The organism is Rhizobium sp. Root1212, from assembly GCF_001424985.1.
GTDB lineage: Bacteria > Pseudomonadota > Alphaproteobacteria > Rhizobiales > Rhizobiaceae > Pararhizobium.
Genome location: NZ_LMDA01000004.1, coordinates 100,899 through 117,270, shown reverse-complemented (window position 1 = coordinate 117,270; position 16,372 = coordinate 100,899). Strand labels below are relative to the sequence as shown.

The window sequence follows — 16,372 nt, the reverse complement described above, 5'->3', positions numbered from 1 at the left end:
CCCGAAATCTCGTCGAACGGGTTCATCGACATCTTCACATTGGCAAGCTCGACGCCCGAACCATCCGGCTTAACCCGGATCTTCACGTTGTAGTCGACAACACGTTTGACCGTGACCAAGATTTTCATGGTTTAACTCCGTTACATGCGGCCGCGAAGGGCTTCGGGATCGTAGGGCGATTCCGCGATCACCCGTGCCTTGCGGCGCTCCCCAAGGATCGGCACTTCCAGCTCCGTTCCGGGCCTGCCGAGCTCGACGGGCAGCAACGCGAAGGCGATGTCGTGACCGACCGTGTAGGCATAGCTGCCGGAGGTGATGCGTCCGACGAGCTTGCCGTCATGATAGACGCCCTCATGAATGAGCGAGCTTGCATCGTCGGTATCGATGGCGATCGTCACCGAGCGGTTTTTGACGCCTTCCTGCTGCTGGCGCACCAGCGCCGCCTTGCCGATGAAATCGCCCTTGTCGAGCCGGATGAAGCGGTCGAGGCTGCTTTCCCATGCCGTCAGTTCCGGGTTCATGTCGCGGTACATGGCGCGGTAGGACTTTTCGAGGCGCAGCGATTCCAGTGCGTGATAGCCGACGAGGCGCAGGCCGTGCGGCTCGCCCGCCGCGAGGATCGCCTGCAGCAACTGCCGCTGGTAGGGCAGCGGATGGTAGAGTTCCCAACCGAGTTCGCCTTCGTAGTTGACGCGCAGCATCCGCACGTCGGTCGCAAGGCCGACCGTGCCGGACTTGACGCCGAACCATGGGAACGCCTCGTTTGAAAGGTCCATCTCGCTCAGGCCCTGCAGCACCTCGCGGGCCTTGGGACCGACGACGGTGAAGCAGCCGCGCTCGTTGGTGACATTGCGAAGCTGTACGCTGCCGTCCTTCGGCAGGAGTTTCATCAGGTCATCGAAATTCCAGCGTTCGGCGCGCGGCGTCGAGATCAGGTAGAAGCTGCCGTCTTCCAGGCGCGCCACCACATATTCGGCCTGCACACCACCATTCTTCGTCAGGTGGTGGCTGAGATTGACGCGGCCGGCCTTTGGCAGGCGATTGGCAAGGATGCCGTCGAGCCAGGCTTCCGCGCCGGGGCCAGAGACTTCGAACTTCGTCATCGGCGTCATCTCGACGAGGCCGACGGCGGTGCGCACCGCCTTCACCTCTTCGGCGACGTAATGGCCCTTCTGCGTCCAGCGCCAGCTGTACTGGTCCTTGGCCTCCACGCCTTCCGGCGCAAACCAGTTCGGCACTTCCCAGCCGTTCAATACGCCCCAGACGGCGCCGCGCTGCGACAGAATATCGTAGGATGGCGCAGTCTTCTGCGGGCGGGCGGCGGGCATATCCTGGCCGGGGTAGTGCAGCTCGGCATGGGTGCCCCAGCTTTCGCGCACCTTCTGGCGTGTCCATTCCTTGTTGGCGTAGGTGCCGAAGCGACGCGGGTCCAATTCTGATGTATCGAGGCTGTTGGCGCCCTCGACGATGCGCTCGGAGAGATAATAGCCGATGGCACCGCCCCACAGGATGCCCCCTGGTACGCCCTCGGCGATCCAGACATTTTCCAGCCCCCAGGCGGGACCGACCAGTGGCAATTCGTCAGCCGTCATCTGGAAGGGGCCGCGGACATTGGCCTTGATGCCGACGCGGCCGAGCGCCGGAACCATCTCCATCGCGGCTTCCCAATTCCACGCGACGGCGTCGAAATCCTCTTCGACGAGGTCGGCGCCAAACCACTCCGGTACGCCGTTTTCAGCGAAAAGCTTCAAGTGTTCGGTCTTCTCATAGGGGCCGAACATCAGGCCGTCGCCTTCCTCGCGCAGATAGCCCTCAAAACCTTCGTCGCGCAGGATCGGCATTTCGGGCAGGCCCTGGCGCTTGCGCTCGATAATCTCCGGAACGGCATCGGTGATCCAGTATTGATGCAGGATCGGGATGGCCGGGATTTCGAGGCCGAGCATCGCGCCGGTCTGGCGGGCGTAGTTTCCGGTCGCCGAGATGATGTGCTCGCAGATGATCTCGCCATTGTTGGTGATGATCTTCCATTCGCCGCCGGCAAGACGCTCGAAACCCTTCACCTCGGTATTGAGGTAGATCTTCGCGCCGCGGTCGCGCGCACCCTTGGCCATGGCCTGCGTCACGTCGGCCGGAGCGATATGGCCGTCGTCAGGATGATAGAGCGCGGCGAGCATGTCCTTGTTGTTTTCGAGCAGCGGCCAGAGGTCGCGCGCCTCCTGGGGCGTCACCAGTTCGGCGCGGATGCCCTGCACGGCGGCGACGCTCATGTAGCTCTTGTATTCGTCGAGACGGTCGCGGGTGTTGGCGATGCGCAGCTGCCCGCATTTGTGCCAGCCGACATGCTGGCCGGTCTCGGCTTCGAGGCCCTCGTAGATCTCGATCGTCTTGGCGATCATGCGGCCGATATTGATGCTGCGGGCATAGGAGGGAATGAGGCCGGCGGCGTGCCAGGTGGAGCCGGCGGTAAGCTGCGTGCGTTCCAACAGCGCGACATCCGTCCAGCCGCGCTTGGTGAGACCGTAGAGAATGGCGACGCCGACACAACCGCCGCCAATGACAACGGCGCGAGCATGAGTTTGCATGTGAATGTTCCCTCGAATTGATTTCCAGCACCGTACAAAGGGCTCGGGAAGCTGTAATCTTGCTAAAAATTGTCGAGGGGCATAACTTCAAATTATGCACAGACTCCGCTCCCTGATCCCGTCCGCCAATTACCTCTTCTGCTTCGAGGCCGCCGCCCGCAGGCGCAGCTTCACAGCGGCAGCTCAGGAACTGAACGTCAGCCAGCCGGCGGTCAGCAAGACGATCCGGTTGCTGGAGGAGGCAACGGGCCTGAAGCTTTTCCGCCGCGACCACACGCGGCTGGAGCTGACGGCAGATGGTCAGCGGCTCTACAAAGAAACGCAGGAGGCCTTCGACCATCTGCACATGGTGATTTCCTCCCTCCAGAAGAAGCATTCGCAAGATATCGTGCGTGTCTCCTTTTCCGCGTCCTTCGTGCAGCTCTGGCTGCTGCCGCGGTTGGGGGATTTCAAGGCCAAACATCCGGACGTATCGCTGCGCATCGAGGAAAGCAGCCGCGACGATCAGGATCTGGTCGAGGAGGACATCGACCTTTCCGCCCGCCTCGGCAATGGTAAGTGGCCGGGTATCCATTCCTGGCACTTCGTGACGGAAGAGGTGCTGCCGGTGTGCAGCCCGGACTATCTGAAGCAACACGGACCGATCCACGAGCCGGCGGATCTGCTTCGGCACACACTGCTGAACTTCGAGGAGCGGCACCGCACGCGCCTGGGCTGGCGCGAATGGCTGGATCGCCAAGCGGTCCCTGTGGCAAAGCTGAAGCAGGATTTTGTCTTCACCGATGCGCTCGGCTCTATCGAGGCGGCAGTGCGCGGCCAGGGCATTGCGCTTGGCTGGAAGCACCTGGTGAATGAGCACCTGCAAGCCGGAAGGCTGGTCGCCCCGCTGAAGGAGACCTATCATTCGGGCCTGGCTGTCCACATCATCATGCCGGCGCAACGCCCGCCGAAACGCGGCACCGAACTCTTCCGCGACTGGCTGATGGAACAGAACGCCGACGCCTGCATCGCCTCAGACAATGCGGAGTGAGGGCCCTTAGAGTTTGTCAGGGAAAAGCGGGAGCCGGTTTTCCCGAAAAGACAAACGAAAACAAAACAATCTAGAGTATGTTTGGTTCAATCTGAACCTGACATACTCTAGAATCGCTCACCCGCAAAGTGCGCAATCTGCGCGCCAGCCTCATAATAGAGTTCCTTGACAGGCCGAAGGGCTGGTGTCTTCGCATCGGTCAGCGGCAACGGCAGGTCCGTCTCTCCAATACCGCCAAGGACCAGCTGCGCCAACGTGCGACCGAAAACCGTGCCCGGCGCGATGCCGCGGCCATTGTAGCCGGAGAAACCGACGACATTTTCGGCGAAACGATGAAAGCGCGGCAGGGCATTGTCCGTCATGCCGATCTTGCCGAACCATTCGCATTCGAATTCAACAGGCCCCAGCGCGGGGAAAAGACGCTTCAACGCCCGCTTGGCCCAGGCGACATGGACGGCGCGGCCTGTGTTGCGCAATGCACCGACGCTGCCGAAAACCAGCCTGCCGGCCCGGTCCATGCGGAACGACGAAAGAATCTCCTTCGTATCCCAGACACCCTCGCGCCCCGGCAGGATCGCGGACAGGAGACGGGGCGAGAGCGGCCGCGTTGCCAGATTGAAGTAGGGCAGATGCACCTGTTCGCGGCGCACGCTTTCCCAGGGACCTGTGCTGTAGGCATCCGTCGATACGATCACCCAGGGCGCAGTGACGGAGCCGCCGTCGGTGCGCACGGTCCACTGCGAGCCGGAACGTGCGTAGCTCGTGACCCGAGACGCCGTATGGATGGTTGCGCCGGCGGCGATCGCGGCCTTCGCCAGGCCGCGCACATAGGCGAGCGGCTGCAGGGTGCCTGCCCGCATGTCGAGAAGCGATCCAGCATAGGCGGCGGTACCGATGCGTTTTGCCGTCTCGGTCGCATCGAGCAGCGTCACCGGCGCACCGCGCCGCTGCCACTGGCCTGCCCGTTCCGTGATTTCCTTCAAACCGGCCTCGCCGACAGCGCAGTGCAAGGTGCCATTGCGCTCCAGTTCGCAGGCGATGCCATGTCGTTCGATAAGCTCCATAACGAGCCGCGGCGCGTTGCCGAGCATGTCGAGCAGGCGCTCGCCATGGACGTCGCCGAGTTCGCCGGGAAGATCATCCGGCATGACCCACATGCCGGCATTGATCAGCCCGACATTGCGGCCGGCACCGCCGAAACCGATTTCCGCACCCTCGAGCACGACCGCGCGCCGCCCCGCTTCCGCAAGATGAAGGGCAGCCGAAATACCTGTGAAGCCACCGCCGACGATCACGACATCTGCAGTCACGTTTCCATCAAGCGACCGCGTCACTGGCGCGGCCGGCGCCGTCTTTTCCCAAAGCCCGTGGGAGCGAGGATCGTTCAGCATGCCGTCAGTCCTTTCAGTCGCCTATGATTTCTACTTTTTCGGCTGACCGAAGACGTAGTCCGCCACCTTCGGCAGGAAAATGTCGGAACGATACGTCCGCGGTTTCTCGCCGACAGAGCTGCCGGTGTTCAGGATGCCCGCCTGATAGTCGTCTGCAAACAGGCTGTAGGGATAGGGCGCATCGATGGCGCTGGCCGCATCGAGGGCGGCGCGCTGGTCGGCGGCCAGCTCGAAATCGAGAGAAGCGAGATTGTCGTCCAGCTGTTCGAGCCGGCTCGCACCGATGATTGCGGCGGCAACGCCTGGTCGGTTGACGACCCAGTTGAGCGCCACCTGCGCCATGCTGCGCCCGACCTGCGCAGCTGCTTCCTCAAGAGCGGCGACGATGCGGGCGTTACGCTCGTTGAAAAGTCCCAGGCCCGTGCCGGAGGCATCGAACGCAAGGCGTCCCGCCTGCGCGCCGGAGCGGTACTTGCCGGACAGCAGCCCCATGGCAAGCGGGCTCCAGGCAGTGATGCCGAGCCCGAGCGTTTCGGCGAGTGGAACGAACTCGTGCTCGATGCTGCGTTCGACCAGCGAATAGGGAAGCTGCAGGCTGATCGGCAGCGACAGCGCATGGGCTTCCGCCCAGGTTTGCGCCCGTGCGGCATACCAGCCGGGCACGTCGGAAAGGCCCGCATGCCGGATCTTTCCCGCACGCACGAGATCATCGAGCGTGCGCATCACCTCCTCCACCGGGGTCATGCGATCCCAGGTGTGCAGGAGATAGAGATCGATATAATCCGTCTTCAGGCGCTTCAGCGAGGCATCGACCGCGCGCAGGATATTCTTGCGCCCGTTGCCGCCGGCATTCGGATTGCCCGGCGAGACATTGTTCGAGAACTTCGTGGCGATGACCAGATGGTCGCGAAGCCCGGCTTCGGCGACGAAGCTGCCGACGAGGCTCTCGCTCATGCCCCCGGCATAGGAATCCGCCGTGTCGATGAAATTGCCGCCGGCCTCGACATAGCGATGGAAGATCGCGCGGGCGGTCGCCTCGTCACTGCCCCAGGAGCCACCGATACCGCGGATGCCCGCATTGCCGAAGGTCATGGTGCCGAGCGCAAGCCGGCTCACCCGCAATCCGGAACGGCCGAGGAGATAGTAGTGATCAAGCGACATCGTCGGTCCTTGCATTCTGCCAGAAGCGCCCGGACTACATGCCACCCGTATAGGGGCGGCGCGCGGTAGTCTGCTGCACGTAATTGATCATGGTGATGAAGTCGAAGACCGGCCGGCCGGTCGCCGCCTGCACGGCATGGGCATAGGGCGGCAGGTCGCTGCACTCAAGCAGGATCGAGCGGACATCGGGATTATCCTCCACGAGACGCCGCGCCACCTCGGTCACTTCCCGCTCGATCGCGGCGGAATCCAGTGTTCCGCGCTCTTCGAGAATGGCCTCGCGAAACTCCGTCTGCCCCTCCATTCCGGCAATGGCCAACGGCACATGGTCCGCGACATTGCAGGCCGCGAAGTGACGCGGGGTCAACCGCGCGGCATTCGCGGTGATGACACCGACCCGCCCGCCGCACAGAGCATGCATGAAGGGTATCTGCATCAGACTGGAAAGGAAGACCGGAACCTCGACCGCTGCCGCAACTTCCTCCTGGAAATAAGCCATGAAGCCGCAGGCACCGGTGATTGCCTTGACGCCGCGGTTCTGGAGTTCGACAGCAGCCTCGATGAAGACTTCTTTCAAAGCAGGATCGCGCTGGTTGAGCAGGCGGTCGATCGACGCGCCCCGCACCTCCTGGAAGCGCACGGGATAATCATAGGTCGTCGCATTGCCGACATTGCCGGGTACGCAGGGATAGGCGGCATCGAGGATCAGGATGCCGATCTGTTCGCCATACCACGACTGCGTCTTTCGCGTGACCGTATAGACAGTCATCGTTATCGTCTCCGATTTCCATGTCTGGGGAATGCGGGAGAGTGCCCTCTCCCGCCTGTTGGTTGTTACTCGACGAGGCGCGGCGCACCCGTATCCGCCGCGGTGCCATCCAGGCCGTAAGACTTGAGGATAGTGACGACCGTGCCGTCCGCATGCATTTCGGCAATCGCGGCATCGAGCGCGACGCCAAGGTCCTTGGCGTTCAGCGAATAGGGGAAGGCCGCCTGCGCTGCTTCCTTGGTCGCCTTCACGCGTTCATCCGGAGCAGCGACGTTGACCTTCACGTCACCAAGTGCCCCTTTCTGGGCGGCCACGACACCGGTCGAGTAGCCATCGACGGCCACATCGATGCGGCCGGAGTTCAGATCCTGTTGCATGTTGACGGAGTTCGGATAGAGCTTCAGCGATCCGCCGAGCAGGTTCTTCAGGTCGGCGACCCAGAGGTAGCCTTGCACCGTACCGACCTGCTTGCCTTCGAGATCGGCGACGGTCTTGAAGCCTTGCTTCGAGTAAATGCCCATCTGGTCGGTGTAGAGCGGCGCGGAAAGGCTCATCACCTTCGCGCGCTCGGCTGTGCGATACCAGTCGCCGGTGGTGATATCCGCCTGCCCGGAGAGCACATACTGGATGGCGGCAGCCGGATCGACGGCGATCGCCTTGACCTTCAGGCATTCGCGCTTGGCGAATTCGGCGGCGATGTCGCCATCGATACCCTTCATGTTGCCGCTGTCGTCGACGAAGGAATGGGGAACATAGGTCGTGACTGCGACCGTCAGCGTACCGGCTTCAACCGTGGAGAACTGATGCTTCGGCGTGCAATCCTGAGCCGAGGCGATCCCCGCCGAGAGTGCGAGACCGGCGATGCCGGCGAGAAGGAACTGCGTCGTGGTCTTCATTCGGGGCATGCGGGCGTCCTTTCAGGTTGGGTCAACGGTGAGCATAGAGGCCCGCACGCTTCTCGACGTGATTGACGAGCAGGGCGGTGGGGATGGAGATGCTGGCGTAGAGCACGCCGGCACAGAGCAGTGCCGGGAAGTAGCGGAAGGTCGTGGAGCCGATCTCATAGGCGCGGCTCACCAGCTCCGGCAGGGCGATGGTGAAGCAGAGCGAGGTGCCCTGGAAGATCAGGATCGAGAAGCCGAGCAGTGCCGGAAGGGCAACACGGAGCCCCTGCGGCAGGAGAACATACCGCAGCTCGTCGAGCCGGTTGAGGCCGAGCGCGACCGCCGCCTCGCGCTGGCCATGGGCGACCGATTGCAGGCTGGCGCGGATGATCTCGCTGGTATAGGCGCCGGTATTCCAGGCAAGCGCGATCACGGCGGCCGTATAGGAACCAAGTGTCAATCCGGTCGTCGGCAGGCCGAAATAGATGAATTGCAGAAGCACCAGCGCCGGTGCGCCGCGGCCGATCTCGACCAGAAACAGGCTGAGGCCTTTCACGACGCGGTTGTTCGCCAGCACACCGAGCGCCAGGAGGAGGCCGAAGGGGATGCCGATGAGAAGGCTGAGGGCCGTCACCTGCAGGCTGATCGACAGTCCGCCGAGAAGGTCCGGCAGCCATGCGGAGATTTCGTCGTAGCTCGGAAACATCAGCGCGCCACCTTAGTTTGGAGATAAGCGTCGGCAACGCGCGAGAGCCATGCGATCGGAAGGCTCAGGAGCACGTAGAACAGCCCCACCAGCGCGAAAACCTCAAGGCCGCGATAGGTCAGCTGCGACAGTTGATTGCCCTGGTAGGCAAGCTCCGCCACGCCGATGGTCGAGGCGACCGCCGTCTCCTTCATGAGGCCGATGAGATAGCTTGCCGCCGAAGGCAGCGCGACGCGGAAGGCCTGCGGTGCGACGATGTCGCGCAAGGTCGACCAGCGGCCGAGATCGAGCGCGGCGGAGGCCTCGAACTGGCCGTGATGGATCGATGCGACCGCGCCACGGTAGATCTCCGCCATGTTCGCGGCCGCGATCAGCCCGAGGCCCACCAGCGCGGCGTTGAACGGGCTGATGGGCATCACGCCCATGCCGAGGCCGAAGAAGATAATGAAGAGCCAGAGGATCGGCGGGATCGCGCGCACGATCTGGATGATGACCATGGCGAGGAAGCGCAACGGCGGCAGCCGGCTCTGGCGGGCTGCAAGCAGCGGTACGCCGAGCACGGCGCCAATGAGGAACGCGCCGGCCGTGAGCGCGACCGTCCAGGTGAGGCCGCGCAGGAGGGGCAACAGGTCCGTCAGGCTCATCGATCGTGCACCGCGCGAAGGAAGCGTTTCGTCCGCTCCTGCTGCGGATTGCGCATAACGTCCTTGGACGGCCCCATCTCGACGATGTGGCCATCGGCCATGATCATGACCGTATCGGAGACGTTCTCGGCAAACCCCATTTCATGGGTGACGACGATCATGGTCATGCCGCTTTCAGCAAGTTCACGCATAACGGCGAGAACCTCAAGACCGAGCTCTGGGTCGAGCGCCGAGGTCGGCTCGTCGAAGAGCATGATATCCGGATCAAGCGCCAGCGAGCGCGCAATGGCGATGCGCTGCTGCTGGCCGCCCGAACACCGCACCGGATATTGCCCGGCCTTGTCATCCAGGCCGACACGTTTGAGGAGCTGCATGGAACGCTCGTCGGCCTCCTTGCGACTGCGGCCGAGAACGCGCTCCTGGGCAAGGCTGACATTGCGCAGCACAGACATATGCGGGAAGAGATTGAACGACTGGAACACCATGCCAACCCGCCGGCGCAAGCCGGAAAGTTCGGCACGCGCAACGGCGCGCGCCGCATCGATCGTCGTCGACCCGATCGAGATCGTCCCGCCGTCCGGCCGCTCGAGACAGTTGATGCAACGCAGGAGCGTGCTCTTGCCGGAACCGCTTGGCCCTATGATGGCGAGCACCTCCCCCGAACGCACCTCGAGGTCGATGCCGTCAAGGACGGTGTGGGTTCCATAGTGCTTGCTCAGGGACTTGAGACGAATGAGCACGTTGTCCGACGTGGCAGTCATCTCGGGTTGCACCTCGCGCGATCCGGCACGAGGTCGATCTTCACCTCCGATGTAGAGGATGGCACCGTCCATATCATCTGATCCCCCATGCAACTGCAGTCCGCGCGCCGCTTTGCGGGCTGGTTATTCGCCTAAACTGCTTCGTGTGAGTTGGCCGTCGGAGTTCCGTTTCCGGCCGCGTTCCCGTTGTTCTTTCGAGGAATGTTAGCATTCTGCCCCGCGTTGAGCAGGGGTAAAAAATTGCCGACACGCCAAACCTGAAGTTATGGTGCCGTCAAAAGGCGGACGGCGAAGACCATCGCTCCGCCGCCTTCAAAGCGACTACATGGCGGCTCTGATCTTGTCGGCTGCCTCCGACGCTATTCGTGCACGGCAGGTCGATTCACGCTTGCGCAGGAACTCAAATGCACCATCGCCGCCTGTACCCTGGTTGTCGGTCATCCAAGACCAAAATTTCGCAGGGTACTTCAGTGTGGATGGCGCGTTTGGGGAAGGGCCAACCTTCTCACCGCAAACCGGCTGCTCGAACACCCCGCGAGGTCATGGGGACAGCACGTGGCTGCCTTTGCGGAGGCATAATGGGACACTCGTTTCAGCCGGTGCTCTTGCAGAGATCTGGATCAATGAGCCAGTAATTCATTGCATGTCTCTGAGGTAGAATATCTCCGCAAAGCAAGTACCTAGCACGGCGAGAGCGCCAGGTTTCTGGAAAGAAGCGGCCGCCCAAATGCGAAACAGGGCTCAGCGTAGACATGCCCGCATTGACCAATGCGTATCGGGCGTAAAGTTCGCAATGGGCGACATGTCAGCCTACGCTTTGTTTGCGCAAAGCAGAGCAGATGCAACTATCGTAACCTGCCACTGAACTTTCATCCGGCAGCGATTAGAGCCTTAGTGCCAAGGAAAACTTCGGAGCCGCCGATCTCCAGAACTACCGCGCCTACAAAGCACGGCAGGGTCCCTAATGGCGAAGTTAGGCAGCTTCAGCCCTGCAACCCAGAACGCCTTTCTGGTCGGCAATGCACTCGCCCAACACATCATCGCTCATTGGAACGCTATGAAGCAGGGCTGAAAAACTGACCCGAAGGTGGCGCGGCCGCAGATGCCCGCGCCTCGGCCTGTGAATCGGCGTGGGGTTTAAGCACCACACCACGACGCGGACTCACACTTGAACAGAGGTGAAACGACGGTGCGTCATGCTGAGCAGTTTTGCTCTAGTCTGCTAGCTATCTTTTGATACGCTCCGAAATTGGAGGCCATCCCCGATCCAACATTCGGCTCAAGTGATCCTGTGCTCTATAAGCGGTTCCGACCACCGGCAGGAACCATGGATTGCCCGCGTAACCGGGAAGGGCCGAAAAACGGATCTGATCGAGACCGTAAACGCTTTTCCCGTCTGCCAGCACCATCCTGGCAATGCGATCACCGAGATAGCTCCCCATAACGACCCCATTTCCATTGTAACCGCAGGCATAATAGACGCCATCGTGGCATCCAATATAGGGTAGCCAGTCAAGCGTGAAGGCCACATTCCCGCGCCACGAATGGGTCAACTTGCATCCCTTGATTTGCGGGAACACCGCTGTCATTAACTTGTAGAGCCCGGCAGCCGATTGATGCTCATCGATAGCTGCAAAGCTTACCCTACCGCCAAACAGCACACGTCTACCGTCGGGCGATTTACGGTAGTAGTTGAGGACTTTCTTTGTATCAGCGACGGCACGATCCTTAGGAATCAACGCACTTACCAGATCTTCATCGAGCTCTTCCGTGGCGATCATGTAGCTTTGTACTGGCACCAACCGCCGTTGCAGCCATGGCTGGGCAGCATCGACATAACCATTCGGGCCGGAAATGATCCGTTGCGCCTGGATAGACCGGTTGCCGGCAAAATGAACTCGGAAATCACGCCTGCCGCGCGTTATTTTCACCATTTCCACACCGGAATGCAGTGACACGCCGAGAGCCCGGGCACGATCGCGCAATCCCTTGTGATAAAGCGCTGGATGGACCAAACCGGCATCGAGGCTGACATATCCGCCGCGGTAAGCACCCGTGGCAATTTCTTCCTGCATTCGGTCGGGCGACACGGGCCATTCGCGTTGTTTCTGTTCATCCGCCAGACTTTGCCAGCGGCGTTCCCCGGCTTTGTAGTGAGCCGTGGTGTGGGCACCCATCAACAAGCCGCTCATATCCACATGACATTCGATACCGAGCGTCCGCACCCGTTCAAGAAAGAACGGTAAACTGGCTCGGAAGTCCTCCGCTACGCGGAGCCCTATTTCTCTCCCGAACCTTTTACACCGTTGCTCATCGCTTGACTTCGACGCACTGCGCAACTGCCCACCATTGCGGGAGCTTGCGCCCTCCCCGAGACGCATTTTATCGACGACGACAATCTTTCCGGCCCCGTATTCCGCCAGGGTAATTGCGGCATTAAGTCCGGTGAAACCAGCGCCGATGATGAGAATATCACAATCCATCAATGCGTCGGCGCCAAGACCGTCTTCAGGCGGAGCCGCCTCCCACCAAAACGGCGTTGTCGAGAGATTGTTAAACTGCTGTTTCATCGGCTGCCTGCCCACACCTGTCTCGATAGTCTCCGTTGCGGCTGCGCCACCATCACGCTCTGGTCGATAGCTTGGGCCGCACTGTTCGGAAGTTACGGGCTATCTCTCAATCCCATTTTTGGAGGTGCGCTGCTCGTCGGTAAAGGCGGCGGGAGTTCCGACAATGGAGCGTCCGCCGAACTGCGGGAACTTTACCGTCGAGCGAGCAAGATTGCGCAGGTCTGGCGACAGGCCAAAGGCACCATCTTCCCGCGCGGTACGGGCCCTCTGAAAGTCGATTGTCACGGGGATGATTTACTGGACGCTGCCAGCCCGATAGATGACGTCGCCGTCCGGACCGATAATATTGGATAGGCCGCGGCCGATCTTGCCGGTGTTGCAGATATCCAGAACATAGCAATGATTGATGAAGGCGTTGGCCTGCGCGATTGATGCTTCGACATAGCGATCGAAGGTGTAGGTTGCGGTGACGTTGATTATGGCCTCGGCGCCAGGCCGCGCGCCACCTCCGGGAACGAATTGTCGTAGCAGATCGACAGGCCGATACGGCCCTGACCGGGAATATCGAAAACAACGAAGTCTTCGCCGGGGGTAGTTTTCGATTCGAAGGGCATCCAGGGAAACATCTTGCGATAAAGCGTGACGCCCCGGCCATCGGGATCGATGACCGAAGCCGCATTGTGGATCAGGTCGCCGGACTTTTCATAGAGTGAGCCTGGAATGAGCCAGATACCGAGTTCACGGGCTAGCTCGTAATACTTTGTTTCCGTCGGGCCTGGAAGCGTCTCCGCCTTGGTGCTGTCCAGGCCCCAGGTGGCCAGTTCCCCAAAGGCAACCATATCCAGCTTAGGGAAAAGCATCTTGGCGTAGCGGACCTCTTTGGCAATGAGGTCGAAATTATCTGCTGTCGTCAACTCCAGTTGAAGACAGCAGATTCGGAAACTACTCATGGTTAGTTCTTTCGAATATGGGAAAATAGATAGTCGTAGATCCCACAGCCGCGGGATCCCACGTTTTCATTTGGTCACGTTCGTTCAGATGCGGTTGTACATTGCAACGACGTCCTGCGGGCAGGGCGGGACAAACTCCGACCTTGCATCGGCGGGAGGGTTCATTTCCAGCGCGTTGGCAAACTCAGGTGCAAGGAACTTCAGGCTACCGATGATGCCGCTGTCATAGCCCGCGAATTCGGAAACCAGCGCTGCATTTTCAGGCGCCATGAGAAAATTCTGGAAGAGCTTCGCGTTGTCGGCGTTCGGCGCCTTCTTGAGCACGACAACGTTGTCGGCCCAGGCTTCCATGATTTCTTTCGTGTAGACGAACTTCACGGCGGGCGATTTCTGACGCAGGCGATAAGTGGCCCCTGTCCAGGATTGCGATACGTCGACGTCACCGGCGATCATCTTATCCATCACCTCGTAGCTCAACGTCCGCCAGAAAGGCTTTGCGCGCAGGAGCAGGTCGTTGATCGCCTTCAATTGCGCCTTGTCCGCCGTGCAGCTGGGAAAACCGAGATAGCGTTCGGCGGTATGCATCACGGTCGTCATGTCGTCGAGCATGTTGATGCGCCCGCGCAGTTCTTCCGGCGGATCGAAGAGCAGGTTGAGGCCGTCGGCAGGCCCCTTGTACTTATCCGTATTTATCGCGATGGCCTTGATGCCCATCTGCCACGGAGTCGAGTAGCGCCGGCCGGGGTCCCAGTAGACGTCGATCAATTTGGGGTCGACGTTCTTGAAGTTCTCCATCGCGTTCGGATCAGTCTCGAGCAGCAGCCCGCCATCGACCAGAACCTTGATGGCATAGTCGCTGCCGACAACGACATCATACCCTGTATTGCCGGCGCGAACCTTCGTCAGCATGTTGTCGTTCGACGCGAACGTGTCGAGTGTCACCGAGACGTCGTATTCCTTCTCGAATTTCTCGATCAGCTTGGGATTCGTATAATTGTTCGAATTGAAAATACGCAACTCGCCGACCGCGTCCGCCGAGCCGATCGACAACGCCGACAGAATGCCCGCGCAAATTGTATGTTTCATCAAGATCATGGTTTCCTCCAGACAAGTCGTTGATTGGATTTATTTTCGGGTGACGCCCCCGGCCTCGTCAGTCAGTTCCGCCTGCGGGAGATAAGGGACGAGGCAAAGATGAAGAGAATGGATATTGCCAGCAGCAGCGAACACATTGCGTTGACTTCTGGCGTGATCGGCTTCCGGATCATTCCCCAGATGTAGAGGGGCAGAGTGGATTGCCCCGGGCCGGCGACAAACTGGCTGATGGTGAAATTGTCGAACGAGATGATAAAGGCGAGGGCTGCTCCGGCAATGATGCCAGGCGCGAGCAGCGGTAGCGTCACTCGCCGGAAAGCATGCCAAGGCGTGGCGTAGAGGTCGGCAGCGGCCTGATCAAGGCTCGTATCCATACCGGCCAGTCGAGCGCGGATCGGCATGTAGGCGACAGGAATACAGAATACGGTGTGGGTAAGGATGAGGTTGCCGAACCCAAACGAGATACCAAGCGACGAAGACAGCACCGAGAAGAAGGCGAGCGTCGCGATGGCCACGACGATTTCAGGCACCATCAGCGGAAGATTGATCACCGTGTAAGCCGCGGTTTGCCCGCGCCAGGCACGCAACGCTCGTGTCATTCCGAGGGCCGCCGCAGTTGCCAGCACAGTCGCAGCCGTCGTGGCCGTAGCGACGATCAGCGTGTTCTTCGCCGCCTCGTAAAAATCGCGATTGGCGAGGGCCAATCGATACCATTGAAGGCTCAAGCCGTCGAACTGCGTCAACAGGTCGGATGTATTGAATGACAGCAGCACCAGCACCACTAAGGGTGCATAGAGAATGCCAATGCAGATGGAAGCGATCGTTCTGAAGCCCGGCTGTCCCGTGACATCAAGGACGCCGCGCCTGCGGCGATGTGCCTGTGAGGGAGCTTCAACCATGATCCACCTTGCCTGCGCCCTTGCGGGGATGAAAAATCAGGGCTGCGATTACACCCGTCATCAGAAGGGCGGCTTGTGCTGCGCCGAGCGGCCAGTTCCGCGAGGACCCGAATTGCAGTGCAATGAGATTACCTGCCATCATCCGCGTTCCGGCGCCGAGAATGAGTGGAATGGAGTAGGCTCCGAGCGCGGGAATGAACACCAGAATACAACCGGCGATGATGCCGGGTTTGGCGAGCGGAATGACAATCCGGGTCAGCACTTTGCGTCGCGTCGCGTATAGATCGAGGCCGGCTTCGACGAGACGGAGATCGAACCTTTCGAGGCTCGAAAACAGCGGCAGGACCATCAATGGGAGGAAGCTGTAGAACAGCCCGAGCACAATGGCGAAATCGGGATAGAGCATCGGAATCGGCTGGTCGATCAGACCGATCTTGATCAGGAAGCCGTTTATCAGCCCCTGATCGCGGATGATCAGCATGATTGCCATGATGCGGATCAGCATGTTGGACCAGAACGGAATCGTGACGAGCAACACCCAGCGATTGCGTTGTGCCGGCAGTCGCGTCGCCATAAAATAGGCAGTCGGGAAGCCGAGGAGCAGACAGATGACGGTGATCAAGAAAGCGTAGACGACGGTTCGCCAGAAGATCAGCAGATAGTCCGGAACGAAGCTCCATGTCTCGTCGAAGAGATCCTTCTGAAAAAGGAGGCTGACATAGGCATCAGTTGAAAATCGCCATTCGACGCCGCCATAGGGCGCCGGTTCCAGAAAGGAATAGGCCAGCGCTATGACGAGCGGCACCACGCCGAATATGCCGATGACGATCAGCGCCGGCATGGTCAGCAAGCGCTGCACGAACACCGCCCGACGTTCATGCCGTGGAAGTCCGTTTGTAGCTGCCGCATCGAAAACCCGATCCGCCATGA

The 16,372-nt window shown here is 60.6% G+C and carries 14 protein-coding genes and 1 pseudogene; 1 reads left to right on the top strand and 14 read right to left on the bottom strand.

Annotation, left to right across the window (positions count from 1 at the left end):
- Positions 1-128, bottom strand: a pseudogene (locus ASC86_RS26535) (electron transfer flavoprotein subunit beta/FixA family protein); the annotation flags it as partial.
- 12 nt (positions 129-140) lie between these two features.
- A complete protein-coding gene (locus ASC86_RS08900) occupies positions 141-2,582 on the bottom strand; it encodes an FAD-dependent oxidoreductase (protein WP_056319362.1) in 2,442 nt (813 codons plus the stop codon).
- Positions 2,583-2,676: 94 nt separating this feature from the next.
- Here ASC86_RS08900 and ASC86_RS08895 point away from each other — a divergent pair, with 94 nt between their 5' ends.
- Positions 2,677-3,612: a LysR substrate-binding domain-containing protein gene (locus tag ASC86_RS08895; protein WP_056319359.1), complete on the top strand. Its 936-nt coding sequence runs from the start codon at positions 2,677-2,679 to the stop codon at positions 3,610-3,612.
- Positions 3,613-3,719: 107 nt separating this feature from the next.
- On the opposite strand, the gene ASC86_RS08890 is transcribed toward ASC86_RS08895, so the two are convergent.
- The 12 genes from ASC86_RS08890 to ASC86_RS08835 all read right to left on the bottom strand — a co-directional run bounded on the left by ASC86_RS08890 (position 3,720) and on the right by ASC86_RS08835 (position 16,370).
- Positions 3,720-5,003 carry an FAD-binding oxidoreductase gene (locus ASC86_RS08890; RefSeq protein ID WP_056319357.1) on the bottom strand — a complete coding sequence of 428 codons (1,284 nt, stop codon included), beginning with the start codon at positions 5,001-5,003 and terminating at the stop codon, positions 3,720-3,722.
- Between the two features lie 30 nt (positions 5,004-5,033).
- Positions 5,034-6,164 carry an aldo/keto reductase gene (locus tag ASC86_RS08885; protein ID WP_056319355.1) on the bottom strand — a complete coding sequence of 377 codons (1,131 nt, stop codon included), beginning with the start codon at positions 6,162-6,164 and terminating at the stop codon, positions 5,034-5,036.
- 34 nt (positions 6,165-6,198) lie between these two features.
- Complete coding sequence (locus tag ASC86_RS08880; protein WP_056319352.1) at positions 6,199-6,933, bottom strand: aspartate/glutamate racemase family protein; 735 nt, start codon at positions 6,931-6,933, stop codon at positions 6,199-6,201.
- A gap of 65 nt (positions 6,934-6,998) precedes the next feature.
- Positions 6,999-7,838: a transporter substrate-binding domain-containing protein gene (locus ASC86_RS08875; protein ID WP_056319350.1), complete on the bottom strand. Its 840-nt coding sequence runs from the start codon at positions 7,836-7,838 to the stop codon at positions 6,999-7,001.
- 22 nt (positions 7,839-7,860) lie between these two features.
- Positions 7,861-8,523 carry an amino acid ABC transporter permease gene (locus tag ASC86_RS08870; protein ID WP_056319347.1) on the bottom strand — a complete coding sequence of 221 codons (663 nt, stop codon included), beginning with the start codon at positions 8,521-8,523 and terminating at the stop codon, positions 7,861-7,863.
- Positions 8,523-9,167, bottom strand: a complete 645-nt coding sequence (locus tag ASC86_RS08865) for an amino acid ABC transporter permease (protein WP_056319345.1) — start codon at positions 9,165-9,167, stop codon at positions 8,523-8,525. Before ASC86_RS08865 ends, ASC86_RS08870 begins: the two co-directional genes overlap by 1 nt.
- Complete coding sequence (locus tag ASC86_RS08860; RefSeq protein ID WP_056319391.1) at positions 9,164-9,928, bottom strand: amino acid ABC transporter ATP-binding protein; 765 nt, start codon at positions 9,926-9,928, stop codon at positions 9,164-9,166. The genes ASC86_RS08865 and ASC86_RS08860 overlap by 4 nt, the downstream gene beginning before the upstream one ends.
- A gap of 1,226 nt (positions 9,929-11,154) precedes the next feature.
- Positions 11,155-12,498, bottom strand: coding sequence for an FAD-binding oxidoreductase (locus ASC86_RS08855; RefSeq protein WP_056319343.1), 1,344 nt, complete (start codon positions 12,496-12,498; stop codon positions 11,155-11,157).
- A 476-nt stretch (positions 12,499-12,974) separates the two neighbouring features.
- A complete protein-coding gene (locus ASC86_RS08850) occupies positions 12,975-13,448 on the bottom strand; it encodes a carbon-nitrogen hydrolase family protein (RefSeq protein ID WP_082509970.1) in 474 nt (157 codons plus the stop codon).
- Positions 13,449-13,532: 84 nt separating this feature from the next.
- Positions 13,533-14,534: an extracellular solute-binding protein gene (locus tag ASC86_RS08845; protein WP_056319390.1), complete on the bottom strand. Its 1,002-nt coding sequence runs from the start codon at positions 14,532-14,534 to the stop codon at positions 13,533-13,535.
- Positions 14,535-14,605: 71 nt separating this feature from the next.
- Positions 14,606-15,442 (bottom strand): ABC transporter permease, encoded by an 837-nt coding sequence (locus tag ASC86_RS08840; protein ID WP_056319335.1) that lies wholly within the window; start codon positions 15,440-15,442, stop codon positions 14,606-14,608.
- Positions 15,435-16,370 (bottom strand): ABC transporter permease, encoded by a 936-nt coding sequence (locus ASC86_RS08835; RefSeq protein ID WP_056319333.1) that lies wholly within the window; start codon positions 16,368-16,370, stop codon positions 15,435-15,437. The genes ASC86_RS08840 and ASC86_RS08835 overlap by 8 nt, the downstream gene beginning before the upstream one ends.
- Positions 16,371-16,372 lie beyond the last annotated feature (2 nt).